We start from the raw sequence: 11,949 nt of genomic DNA, 5'->3' as shown, positions 1-11,949 counted from the left end.
GTTGTCCGGCGCCGCCGTCGATCAGCACCAGGTCGGGGCGCGGCGCGGGCTCGCCGGCCTCCTCCTCCTTGACCAGGCGGGAGAACCGGCGGCTCAGCACCTCGCGCATCATGCCGTAGTCGTCGCCGGGGGTGAGCTCGGCGCCCTTGATGTTGAACTTGCGGTACTGGCTCTTCTGGAAGCCATCGGGGCCGGCGACGACCATGCCGCCCACGGCGTTGGTCCCCATGATGTGGCTGTTGTCATAGACCTCGATCCGCTCCGGCTGGCCGTCGAGGCCGAAGGCTTCGCAGACCCCGGCCAGTAGCTTCGACTGGGCGGAGCTTTCGGCCATCTTGCGGCCCAGGGCCTCGCGGGCATTGGTGAAGGCGTGCTCGACCAGCTGGCGCTTCTCGCCCCGCTGCGGCCGGCTGATCTCCACCTTGCGGCCCCCCTTCAGCGCGAAGGCCTCGGCCAGCAGTTCGGTCTCCGCCGGCGCGACATTGAGCAGGATCACCCGGGGGATCGGCTTGTCGTCGTAGAACTGGCCCAGGAAGGCCGCCATCACCTCGGCGTCGTCATCGGACCTATCGACCCTGGGGAAGTAGGCGCGGTTGCCCCAGTTCTGGCCGGCGCGGAAGAAGAACACCTGGACGCAGGCCTGGCCGCCCTCGGCGAAGAGGGCGATGACGTCGGCCTCGTCCACCGTCTCGGGATTGATCTGCTGCTCCTGGGCGATGGCGGCGAGCGCGCGGATGCGGTCGCGCAGGCGCGCGGCGCGCTCGAACTCCATGTCGTCGGAGGCCGCCTGCATGTCGGCCGACATGCGCGCCATCACCGCCCGGCTCTTGCCACGCAGGAAGGCGCCGGCCTGGTCCACCAAGCCGTTGTAGTCCTCCAGGCTGATCAGGCCCGTGCAGGGCGCCGAGCAGCGGCGGATCTGGTGCAGCAGGCAGGGCCGGGTGCGGCTCTCGTAGACGCTGTCGGAACAGGACCGGAGCAGGAAGGCCTTCTGCAGGGTGTTCAGCGTACGATTCACCGCCCAGGCGCTGGCGAAGGGTCCGAAGTAGTCCCCCTGGATGGTGTGGGCGCCGCGGTGCTTGCGAAGCTGGGGCGCGGCGTGCTCACGGCGGATGACGATCTCCGGGAAGCTCTTGTCGTCGCGCAGGAGGACGTTGAAGCGCGGCTTGAGCTGTTTGATCAGGTTGATCTCAAGCAGCAGGGCGTCGGTTTCGGTGCGGGTGGTGACGAACTCCATGGAGCGCGTCAGGTCGACCATCAGGGCGATCCGCTGGGTGTGGAAGCGCCCCTGGGCGTACTGCAGGACGCGCTTCTTCAAGGACCGCGCCTTGCCGACGTAGAGCACCTCCGCGTCCTCGCCGACCATGCGGTAGACGCCGGGGCGGTCAGGTAGGCGCCTGACCTCGTCCTTGATGAGCGCGGCGCCCTTCAGCGGCGCCTGGGTTTCCAGCATGGGCCCCAATATAGGCCGCTTCGCGCGCGCTCACAGGGGCGTCGACGTGAAGCAGTTTTCGCAGATGATCCGGGTGTGTCTGGGCCAGGTGGAGGCTGATGGTCCCTCGCAGGGCGTGGCCGACGATGGCCGCGGGCGCCAGCTGCTGTCCCACGAAATAGCCGGCGATGGGGGCCAGGGCGGCTGCGGTGATCAGGCCGCGGCGAAGCAGGTCGATCATCCGCGGCGGTCGCGGGATCGAGCGACACTCCTGGCCTTGTGATCTGGCGTCGCCCAGCGTGCCAATTCCGCCCCTGCGATTGCCGAGGGCGCGATCAATCCCTAAGTCACGGGATGTGGATACCGCCCTCGGCCCTGTTCGGATTTCGATGATCTTGAAACGATTTTCGTTGGGCATTGGGCTGGCGATCACTCTTTTTGGGAGCCCCGCGATGGCCGTTGAAGAACCCGTCTTCAAGACCGTCCTCAGCGACGGCGCCTTTGAAGTCCGGGACTATCCTGGTCTCATCGTCGCCGAGGTCGCGGTCACGGGCGAGCAGAAGGAAGCGGCGAGAAGCGGCTTTCGATTGCTCGCCGGCTACATATTCGGCGGCAACAAAAGCCGGCAAAGCATCGCCATGACCGCGCCGGTGGCGCAGGAGCCGGTCAGCGAGAAGATCGCCATGACGGCTCCGGTCACGCAGATCCAGAACGCCGGAACCTGGATCGTCCGTTTCACGATGCCGAGCGCCTACAGGATGGAGGCGCTGCCCGAACCGAATGACCCGAAGGTGCAATTGCGGCGTCTGCCGGCGACGCGCTTCGCCGTTCTCCAGTTTTCAGGATTGGCTGGCGAGCGTGATGTGGATGCGAAAACCACGGAGCTGCTGGCTGCGGTCAAGGCCCATCATCTGCGCGTCGGCGGGCAGGTGACGCTTGCCCAGTACAATCCGCCCTGGACGCCATGGTTCATGCGGCGCAACGAGGTGATGGTCCCGGTCGAAGCGGCGCCCTGATTTGATGCGGCCTGTGGGTCTCCACGGGCGTCGTCGCCTCAGACCTTCACCGCGCCGGCGGCGATGCGGTCGAACACCGACTTGGTCACCTTGACGTAGCCGCGCTTGGGGTCGTGGAAGAAGAGCGGGCCGCGGATGCGGGCAGGGTCGTAGCCGTCCGCCACCAGGTCCATCTTGCGCACCTTGAAGGTGCCGGTGGTGTCCATGGCCGGCATCAGGCGCACGAACAGCGGCTGGGCGTAGGTGGGCAGTTCGCGGGCCACGTGCTCGCCCAGCGCCTTGATGTCGAATTGGCTGTCCACCACCAGGGCGGCCATGCCGGCGCGGCCATCGGCGCCGTCCACCGCGACCCCGTAGACCGTGACCTGGTCGACCCCGGGGGCTGCCTGCAGCCGCTCGGCCACCTCGTTGGTGGAGACGTTCTCACCCTTCCAGCGGAAGGTGTCGCCGATCCTGTCGACGAAATAGAGGTAGCCGTCGGCGTCCATGCGCATCAGGTCGCCGGTGGCGAACCAGGCGTCGCCCTTCTCGAAGACGTCGCGCAGCACCTTCTTTTCCGACGCCGCCTTGTCCACATAGCCGGCGAACTCCGCGCGGGCGTCGCCGCCGATCTTGCCGATGCATTCGCCGAACTGGCCGGGTCCGCACTCCAGGCAAAAGCCGTTCAGCCCCCGGACCGGTTTCTCGGCCTCCACGTCGAACTGCACCAGGCGCACGTTGAACCGCTTGCGCAACCATTTGGGCGCGCGGCCGATGGCGCCCTCACGGCCGTCAAAGTTGAACAGGCTGACGTTGCCCTCGGTGGAGCCGTAGAACTCCAGGATGTCGGGGATCTTGAAGCGCTGCTTCAGGATCGGCCAGACGTCCGGGCGCAGGCCGTTGCCGAAGGCCAGGCGGATCTTGTGGCGAGTCTCGTCGGGGTCCGGCGCGTGGTTGACCAGGTAGCGGCAGAGCTCGCCGATATAGACGAACATGGTGCAGCCCTCGGCCACTACGTCGCTCCAGAAATGGCTGGCGGAGAACTTGCGCTTCAGCACCACCGAGCCGCCGTTCAGCAGCGCAGCCCCGATGGCGCAGAGGCCGCCGGTGGCGTGGTACAGCGGCAGGGCCACATAGATGCGGTCACTGGCCACCGCTCCGGTGGAGCCGGCGAAACCGCGCATGTAGAGCTGCGCCCGCACATGGGTGATCCGCGCGGCCTTGGGCATGCCGGTGGTGCCGGAGGTGAAGATCAGCAGCGCCGTGTCGCGGGCACGCAGGTCGTCGCGGACGACGCGGTCGGGGGGGAGCTGGCTGCAGCTCTTCAGCGACTGGACGAGGTCGCGCTGGTCGCCATGAGCGGGGCCCAGCACCCACTGCTGCAGGGTTTTTTCGAGCAGAGGCTTGGCGGCCTCGAAGATGGCCGAGGTCTCGGTGTCGACGATCACGTGGCTGGCGCCGGAGATATTCAGGCAGTGGGCCAGGGGCAGGCCGGAGAGCTGGTTGTTGATCAGGGCGGTGACCACGCCGACCTTGGAGAGGCCGTACCAGACGCAGAAGTACTCCAGCCGGTTGGGCATGAAGAGCGCGACGGTCTGGCCGCGGCGGATGTTCAGCCCCTTGGCCCAGTGGGCGTAGCGGTTGGCGATGCCGTCCAGTTCGCCATAGGTGACGGTGCGACCCTCGAAGGTCATCGCCGGGCGCAGGCGCCACTTCTCGACGGCGGCCTGGAGGTCGTCACAGATCAGGTTGGGGGAATCCGGGGCGATCGACTTGACCCGCTTGAGAGTGCGGTTGAGCCCCCGCAGGAAACGCCACTCGCGCTCGAGCCTTGCCTTAAGGCGCATGCCTGACTGCCTCCGACCACCGGTGCGAACCTTGGCGGGGCGGCGCGGGCGCGGTCAAGGCGCCCGACCGGCGCGATTGGTCACACGGGCAACCCAGGCGAGGGCTGCGGCGTTGGACGGTCGCAGATTGTGGCCAAATGCCGGCAACTTTCGCCAGAATTCCGCCATCTGGCGCAAGAGTACGAGCGCTTTTTTCTTCATATTACCTAAGTTTTTTCAGTATTTGATATATTTACTTCGCCAATGTCGGTCATCCGACGATGTGAGCACAGTTGGCTTTGCTGGGCTGACTGGAATTTATTATGGAACCGTGTTCGTTTAGTGCCGTTAACCTCCCAACAATTCATTCTGGAGGGACTTCAGATGTCCATGAATTACCCCGGGTCTTCCGACAACACCGCCAAGGCCGGCGAGAGCGACCTCAACCCCGTCGCGGAAAGCGAGCCGACCATGTTCGCGCCGGTCCCCTCGTGGGAGCGCGGCAAGAAGAAGCGCGGTTTCGGCGCCAAGAAGGCCGTCGCGGTCGACCCGATCGTGACCACCAGCGCCGCGGGCCTGGGCGCCACGGCCGATCCGATGGACGCCGAACTCACCGGACGCAGCTTCGCCCAGGCGCCGGCCTATGTGGCGCCGCTTTACAGCGACACGCCGGCCCCCACCACGCGGATCGATCCGCTTCTGGGCCCCACCACCAGCGTTAGGGATGACAACGCCCCGTTGGTGGCCCCGATCGGCCGCACGGCGGCGACCAGCGCCAAGCGGCAGGGCGGCCTGCCCGTCGCGGCCATCGGCGCCGGTGTGCTGGCCCTGGGCGCGCTTGTGGCCGGCGGCTGGTATGCAACCCAGCCCCGCGACAACGTCGCCGAACTGACCCCGGGCGTGGCCGACAGCACGACCACGACGGCCATGGCGCCGATCGATCCGGCCCTGGCGGCGCCGGCCGCCACGGTTCCGGCGCAGACCACCACGACGACCACCACCACCGTGCGCGCCACGGCGCCGGCGCCAAGCCGGGCCACGACCACGCGCACGGCCAGTGTCACCCGGACCCGTCCGGCCGCGGCGAACAGCGCGCAGACCGTGGGCATCAACGCCAGCGGCACGGCGGAGCTGCCCTCGGCCCCGCAGGCCTATTCGGGCACGGCGTCCTCGTCGGCCAACACCAGCGCGACCTCGCCGGCCACGGTGAACCCCGCGCCGGTGGAGATCCCGTCGACCCCGCCGGTGGCGGCCGAGCCGGCCCCGACACCGGTGACGCCCATCGAGCCCACGGTAACCCCGGGCGCCTAACCGCGCACGACGGCCATAGCAAAGACCAGGGCGGCTCCCGCGAGGGAGCCGCCCTTTTCCGTGTGGTTCATCCGGCCGTAGGCCGCATCAGGGCGATCAGCCGAGGTCGAACCGGTCCAGGTTCATGACCTTCGTCCACGCCGCCACGAAGGCTTGCACGAAGGCGCCCTGCCCGTCGGACTGGGCATAGACTTCCGACAGCGCGCGGAGCTGGGAGTTTGACCCGAAGATCAGGTCGACACGGGAGCCGGTCCACTTCAGTTCGTCGGTGGTCCGGTCACGACCCTCGAACCTGGCCTCCTCCTCCGAGGTCGCCTTCCATGTCGTGCTCATGTCGAGGAGATTGAGGAAGAAGTCGTTGGTGAGGGTCTCCGGGCGCTTGGTGAAGACGCCATCCGCAGACTGGCCGGTGTTGGCGTTCAGCACCCGCAGGCCGCCAACGAGCACCGTCATTTCGGGCGCGCTCAGGGTCAGCAATTGCGACCGGTCGACCAGCAGCTCCTCGGCTGTCAGGGGGTATTCCGTCTTGAGGTAGTTGCGGAACCCGTCGGCTGTCGGTTCGAGCACCGAGAAGGACTCGATGTCGGTCTGCTCTTGCGAGGCGTCGGTGCGGCCCGGCGTGAAGGGAACCTCCACGTGGTCCCCTGCCGCCTTGGCGGCCTGTTCGACGGCGGCGCAACCGCCCAGCACGATCAGGTCGGCCAGCGACACCTGCTTGCCGCCCACCTGCGCCGCGTTGAACGCCTGGCGGACGCCTTCGAGGGTCGCCAGCACGCCCGCGAGCTGGGCCGGCTGATTGACCGCCCAGTCCTTTTGCGGCGCGAGCCGGATCCGGGCGCCGTTGGCCCCGCCGCGCTTGTCCGAGCCGCGGAAGGTCGAGGCCGAGGCCCAGGCGGTCGACACCAGCTGCGACACGCCCAGACCCGAAGCCAGGATCCGGGCCTTGAGGTCGGCCACGTCCCGCGCGTCGATCAGCGGGTGATCGAGCGCCGGAACAGGGTCCTGCCAGATCAGCTCCTCCCGCGGAACCAGCGGGCCGAGGTAACGGGCGAGCGGGCCCATGTCGCGGTGGGTCAGCTTGAACCAGGCGCGGGCGAAGGCGTCGGCGAACTGCTCCGGGTTCTCGTGAAAGCGCTTTGCGATCGGCGCATAGATCGGGTCCACCTTGAGGGCGATATCCGTCGTCGCCATCATCGGCGCATGCCGGCGTGACGGGTCGTGCGCGTCCGGCACGAGATCGCGCGCGGCGTGGTCCTTGGGCGTCCACTGGCGGGCGCCGGCCGGGCTCTTGGTGAGCTCCCAGTCGTGGCCGAACAGGGTGTCGAAGTAGCCGTTGTCCCACTTGATCGGGTTCGGCGTCCAGGCGCCCTCCAGGCCACTGGTGATCGTGTGCACGCCCTTGCCGCTCTCGAAGCTGTTACGCCAGCCCAGGCCCTGCTCGACGATGCCAGCCGCCTCGGGTTCCACCCCGACCTGGGCCGCATCGCCCGCACCGTGCGCCTTGCCGAAGGTGTGGCCGCCGGCGATCAGGGCGACCGTTTCCTCGTCGTTCATGGCCATGCGCGCGAAGGTCTCGCGGATATCGTGCGCCGAGGCCTGCGGATCGGGACTTCCGTTCGGCCCCTCGGGGTTGACGTAGATCAGGCCCATCTGGACGGCGGCCAGCGGCTTGTCGAGCTGGCGCTCGCCCTGGTAGCGGGCGTCACCCAGCCAGGTGTCCTCGGCCCCCCAGTGAACGTCTTCCTCGGGTTCCCAGACATCGCACCGGCCGAAGCCGAAGCCAAACGTCTTGAAGCCCATCGTCTCCATGCCGACGTCAGCGGCCAGGATCATCAGGTCGCCCCAGGAAATCCTGTTGCCGTACTTCTGCTTGATCGGCCAGATCAGCCGGCGCGCCTTGTCCAGGTTGCCGTTGTCCGGCCAGCTGTTGAGCGGGGCGAAGCGCTGCGTCCCCGAACCCGCGCCCCCGCGACCGTCACCGGTGCGGTAGGTCCCCGCGCTGTGCCAAGCCATCCGCACGAAGAACGGCCCGTAGTGGCCATAGTCGGCCGGCCACCAGGCTTGCGAATCGGTCATCAGCGCAGCGAGATCCTTTTTCAAGGCCTCGACGTCCAGGGTGTCAACTTCCTTGGCATAGCTGAACGCCTGCGGCATCGGGCTGGACATGGCCGAATGCTGGTGAAGGATTTTCAGGTTCAACTGGTTGGGCCACCAATCACGGTTCGACCGACCCCCGAAACTCGTGTGGAACCGTACGCCGTGCTTCAACGGGCACTTGGTGGTGGGTTCGACGATTTCGTTTCCGTCCATGTCTGTTTCCGATCTTGGCCGAGGTGATGGATCAGGTCCGCAAATCTAGACCGTGACGACTTTGCAAGTTCAACCCGCTTGGACGGGACCGCGGGGCGGTTCCGGGGCGGGGGGCGGCTGGCGATCCGCCGGCTGGAAGCGTTGTGGCATAGAGCTCAGGCGGGGGATAATCGATAGATTTTGGGAGTGGCATAGGGCGGGCCTATCGGTGGGCGGCGGCGTGACGAGCCTAGACGGCTCGCGGACGACGGCGAGCCGACGTTCAGCACGTGGGGTCAGCGCCCCCTCCACCACCACGTGGTAACCCTGCGCCACCAAACGCGGAAGGAGCTTCGGCATGAGCAATCCATGGCTGGTGGCGGGGGGCGTGTTGAGCGCGCTGGCGTCGTTGCTGCACCTGACGGTGATCGTGGGCGGGCCGGACTGGTACCGGTTCTTCGGAGCTGGGGAGGCCATGGCCAAGGCCGCGGCGCGGGGGTCGCCGATGCCGGCGATCGTCACCCTGGGCATCGCCACGGTGCTGGCGATCTGGTCGGCCTACGCCTTTGCCGGCGCCGGCCTGATCCCGCGGCTGCCGTTGATGCGCACGGCGCTGGTGACGATCAGCGCGGTCTACCTTTTGCGCGGACTGTTCCTGATCCCGGCCGTGGCGCAGGGGTTGGGCGGACAGGGCATGAACAGGTTTGCGGTCTGGAGCTCGCTGATCGTGCTGGCCTACGGCGTGGCCTATGCCGTGGGGACCTGGCGGGCCTGGGGGTCGTTGAGCAGATGAATTTCTGAATCGCCACACTAGGCGAAGGCGGCCCAGGCTTCGACGACGCCGCGTTCGGCGAGGCCGGCGAACAGGCGCTGGGCGTCGATGGCGTTGGCGCGGGCGAAGCTGGCGGCGGTGGGCCGGGCGAGGTGCTCGGGGGCGAGGACGAAGCCGCGGGCCTCGCGGCCGATGTGACCGGCGGCCGCCAGGTCGGCGGCGTGGCGGCGCACGGTCTGGACGGGCACGCGCAGGCGCTGGGCGAGGGCGGCGGTGGTGAGCGGCCTAGGCGCGGCCTCCATGAGGGCCAGGAACACCAGCACCGAAACCGCGTCGCCGGCGGAAGGCATCAGGCTTTCCACCGCGCGCAGGATGTAGTCGGCCACCAGCCGGGCGGCGGCGCGCACCGGGACCTCGTCGCCCACGGCATAACTTGAGGCCGGCAGGGGGCCGATCAGCCCCTCGGCGGCGGCGCGGGCGTGGAAAGCGCGCAGGTGATCATGACCGGTCATCACCGAGGCCAGGTAGGCTGGCGAGGCCAGGAAGGTCTCCGGCACGATCACCCCGCCGCCGGCCTGGACGCAGACGCCCAGGGCCTCCAGCCGGCGGACGTTGCGGCGCACGGTCTCGAACGGCAGGCACAGCGACGCGGCGATGGCGTTGATGCTGACCGGCCGGCGCTCGTCGTCCGGCGCCGGGGCGTCCAGGGTCCCGTAGCGGCTGCGGGCCTCGGGCTGGCGGGTGAGCGGGGCGATGTTGGCCTGGTTGATGGCCATCACCAGCACCGCGTCGCGGGTTCCCAGGCCGCCCATGCCGGCGGTCGCCTGGTTGAGCAGGAACGCCGCCGAGAGCCGGGCGAGCTGCTGGTGGCCAACCTCTGGCTCGGGGATGCGGGTGGGGACCGTCAAGTGTCCAGATCCGTCATTGGGCCAAAACAGCCTAGATGGTTTTAGGACTGAGCGCACGCAGATGCGCCGCCGTGTCGCATCGCAGGCGGGCGGGGGCTTGGCGACACTGGGGGTTCACGGACAGGTGCGGGCGTGGGGCGCATGGCGAGGATCGGCGGCAAGGACGCGGCGGAGTGGGGCTCGGCGCTGCTGGTGGCCGCCTGCGGCGCCGCGGCCGGTCACTACGCCGCGGCGGGGATGAGCCTCTTGCAGGGGACCGGCGCCGCGGCCGCCGTACTGGGCTCGGTCACCTTGGCGGTGTGCGTGCGGGTTTGGCCCGCCGAACGGGCGCGGGCGCAGGCCGCGCGGGACTAGGGCCGGCGACGGCTGAGCTGGGCCGCCCGCCCCCTCCGTCACGGCGCTGGCGCGCCGCGCCACCGGCCCCGCGGCGCTGCGCTTGCAGGGGAGGAGCCGCCCGGCTCAGTCCTCGCCCCACATCCGCAGGAGATTGCCGATCGTCTTGTCCAGCAGGAGGGCGGAGTCTTGCGCAGGCATGCCGTTCCGGATCTGGTCCAGGTCGTAGAGTATCTCGCGCTGGTCCGCGCCGCGGACCAGGCTCTGCATCCAGCCCACGCACGCCAGCCGGACCCCGCGCACGACCGGTGTCACCCGGTGGAGGTGACCGGTCGGGTAGAGCACCGCCGAGCCGGCATCCGGCCGGAACTCCCGATCCCCGGAGAGGTCCCGGACGCTGAGCGCGCCACCCTCGTAGGTATCGGGATCGGAGAGGAACAGCGTGAAGCTGAAATCCGTCCGCAGCGGCCAGCCGCCCTGCGCATACATCGCCGCATTGTCGGCATGCAGCCCGTACTGCTGCTCCGGGCCGTACCGGGAGAACATCAGGCGCGACCAGCGCACCGGCCGCGCAAAGGATCGCATGATCGGATGGGCCTCAAGCGCAAGCCGCACCCGGCGGGCCAGCGCGATCACCGCCGGGTCGTCGCCTCGTGCCTGCTGGTTGTCCTTGACCCGCCCGGCGGCCGCGCCCGCCGTCGCCAGCCCGTCGTGGAAAGGGGCCGCCGCCAGCCCATCGCGGATGGCGAGGACCTCCTCACGGCTCAGCACGTCGGTGAGCACGATCACGTTTCGTCTCCTCGCAGGCGCTCACTTGACGATGGGTCATGCCGTGCGAGGGCCAGTCTTCACGCTGTCGCCACCGGCGACAAGGCGCAGATGCGCTGGACCTACTTGCCCTCCGGCTGGCGCCCTCCCATTTCTTGGATCGCGGGCCGGGCCCCTCTGGCTGTGATCAATCCGAGTTGGTCGCAGCGATGTCGGACGCATCACGTTCCCAAGTGAGGCCCGAAGCCGCGACGGCGTCTGGCCTCCGCAAGACAGGAAGCTTCGATGCCCATCCTCCTATGCCCCAACGACAACACCTCCATGCAGACGGTGGACCGCTCCGGCGTGCAGTTCGACATGTGCCCCACCTGTCGGGGCGTCTGGCTTGACCGAGGCGAGCTGGAGAAGCTCATGGAAGGCGCCAGCCACGACGCCGCGCCCCCGCCTGTCCAGGGCAACCAGGGTCGGCCGCAGCAGCCGCTCGGGAGCGGCTACGGCGAGCGCGGAGAGCAGGGCGGATACGGAGAACGCGGAGAGCACGGCGAGCACGGCGAGCGCGGCGAGTACGGCCAAGGCGGCTATCGCAAGAAGCGCGGGTCGATCTTCGATATCTTCGACTAGACCCTTTCCGGTTCAAGTGGAATCACTTGAACCGGATAAAAAGGGTCTGTCTTCAAAAGTTTAGAGCGTGACAGGCGCCGAAACCGGTATCCACTTTCGACTGTCACGCTCCAGGCTCCCGGAAGCCGCGCCAGCCGCTTACCTTATTTCCGCCTCCCGTGTTCCTTGGTCCCGGTCTTCGCGTGCCGCGAAACCGGGATGACAGTTTGTGGGCGCGTCACTTCACCGGCACGGCGATCTCGCCGCCGGTGTCGCGGAACTTCTTGGCCATCTCCTCCATGCCCGCCTGGGCCACGTCGTTCTGGGCGCGGGCGGCCTCGCGGATGTCCTGGCTGATCTTCATGGAGCAGAACTTCGGCCCGCACATGGAGCAGAAGTGGGCGGTCTTGAAGGCCTCCTTGGGCAGGCTCTCGTCGTGGAACTGCCGCGCGGTTTCGGGATCGAGGCCGAGGTTGAACTGATCCTCCCAACGGAATTCGAAGCGTGAGCGCGAGAGCGCGTCGTCCCAGGCCCGGGCGGTGGGGTGGCCCTTGGCCAGGTCGGCGGCGTGGGCGGCGATCTTGTAGGTGATGACGCCGTCCTTGACGTCCTGACGGTCGGGCAGGCCGAGGTGCTCCTTGGGCGTGACGTAGCAGAGCATGGCCGTGCCGAACCAGCCGATCATGGCCGCGCCGATGGCGCTGGTGATGTGGTC

General features: G+C 68.3%; 12 protein-coding genes. 6 read left to right on the top strand and 6 right to left on the bottom strand.

Features of this window, described 5'->3' with window-relative positions:
- On the bottom strand, window positions 1-1,453 hold a 1,453-nt coding region (uvrC, locus tag ACLL81_RS03560), incomplete at its 3' end, for an excinuclease ABC subunit UvrC (protein ID WP_411286970.1).
- Between the two features lie 46 nt (window positions 1,454-1,499).
- Between uvrC and ACLL81_RS03555 the strand changes: the two genes are divergently transcribed.
- Both ACLL81_RS03555 and ACLL81_RS03550 read left to right on the top strand, forming a co-directional pair.
- Complete coding sequence (locus tag ACLL81_RS03555) at window positions 1,500-1,715, top strand: hypothetical protein (protein ID WP_411286969.1); 216 nt, start codon at window positions 1,500-1,502, stop codon at window positions 1,713-1,715.
- Between the two features lie 73 nt (window positions 1,716-1,788).
- Complete coding sequence (locus tag ACLL81_RS03550; protein ID WP_411286968.1) at window positions 1,789-2,448, top strand: SOUL family heme-binding protein; 660 nt, start codon at window positions 1,789-1,791, stop codon at window positions 2,446-2,448.
- Between the two features lie 38 nt (window positions 2,449-2,486).
- Here the strand turns inward: ACLL81_RS03550 and ACLL81_RS03545 are convergent, their stop codons facing one another.
- A complete protein-coding gene (locus tag ACLL81_RS03545) occupies window positions 2,487-4,274 on the bottom strand; it encodes a long-chain-acyl-CoA synthetase (protein ID WP_411286967.1) in 1,788 nt (595 codons plus the stop codon).
- Between the two features lie 363 nt (window positions 4,275-4,637).
- Here ACLL81_RS03545 and ACLL81_RS03540 point away from each other — a divergent pair, with 363 nt between their 5' ends.
- Complete coding sequence (locus ACLL81_RS03540) at window positions 4,638-5,564, top strand: hypothetical protein (RefSeq protein ID WP_411286966.1); 927 nt, start codon at window positions 4,638-4,640, stop codon at window positions 5,562-5,564.
- A 96-nt stretch (window positions 5,565-5,660) separates the two neighbouring features.
- Here the strand turns inward: ACLL81_RS03540 and katG are convergent, their stop codons facing one another.
- Window positions 5,661-7,874: a catalase/peroxidase HPI gene (gene katG, locus ACLL81_RS03535; RefSeq protein WP_411286965.1), complete on the bottom strand. Its 2,214-nt coding sequence runs from the start codon at window positions 7,872-7,874 to the stop codon at window positions 5,661-5,663.
- A 337-nt stretch (window positions 7,875-8,211) separates the two neighbouring features.
- On the opposite strand from katG, the gene ACLL81_RS03530 reads away from it, so the two are divergent.
- On the top strand, window positions 8,212-8,646 hold the full coding sequence (locus tag ACLL81_RS03530) for a hypothetical protein (protein ID WP_411286964.1): 435 nt from the start codon (window positions 8,212-8,214) through the stop codon (window positions 8,644-8,646).
- 17 nt (window positions 8,647-8,663) lie between these two features.
- Here ACLL81_RS03530 and ACLL81_RS03525 read toward each other — a convergent pair whose 3' ends face one another.
- Window positions 8,664-9,533, bottom strand: a complete 870-nt coding sequence (locus tag ACLL81_RS03525; RefSeq protein ID WP_411286963.1) for a hypothetical protein — start codon at window positions 9,531-9,533, stop codon at window positions 8,664-8,666.
- Between the two features lie 141 nt (window positions 9,534-9,674).
- Here ACLL81_RS03525 and ACLL81_RS03520 point away from each other — a divergent pair, with 141 nt between their 5' ends.
- On the top strand, window positions 9,675-9,887 hold the full coding sequence (locus tag ACLL81_RS03520; RefSeq protein ID WP_411286962.1) for a hypothetical protein: 213 nt from the start codon (window positions 9,675-9,677) through the stop codon (window positions 9,885-9,887).
- 105 nt (window positions 9,888-9,992) lie between these two features.
- Here ACLL81_RS03520 and ACLL81_RS03515 read toward each other — a convergent pair whose 3' ends face one another.
- Window positions 9,993-10,655: a Fe2+-dependent dioxygenase gene (locus ACLL81_RS03515; protein ID WP_411286961.1), complete on the bottom strand. Its 663-nt coding sequence runs from the start codon at window positions 10,653-10,655 to the stop codon at window positions 9,993-9,995.
- Between the two features lie 264 nt (window positions 10,656-10,919).
- Between ACLL81_RS03515 and ACLL81_RS03510 the strand changes: the two genes are divergently transcribed.
- Window positions 10,920-11,255: a zf-TFIIB domain-containing protein gene (locus tag ACLL81_RS03510; protein ID WP_411286960.1), complete on the top strand. Its 336-nt coding sequence runs from the start codon at window positions 10,920-10,922 to the stop codon at window positions 11,253-11,255.
- Between the two features lie 217 nt (window positions 11,256-11,472).
- Here ACLL81_RS03510 and ACLL81_RS03505 read toward each other — a convergent pair.
- On the bottom strand, window positions 11,473-11,949 hold a 477-nt coding region (locus tag ACLL81_RS03505), incomplete at its 5' end, for a phosphomethylpyrimidine synthase ThiC (protein WP_411286959.1).

The organism is Phenylobacterium sp. (assembly GCF_046590535.1).
GTDB lineage: Bacteria > Pseudomonadota > Alphaproteobacteria > Caulobacterales > Caulobacteraceae > Phenylobacterium.
Note: the sequence above shows the minus strand (reverse complement) of the source record. Positions and strands in the feature narration are given on the sequence as shown.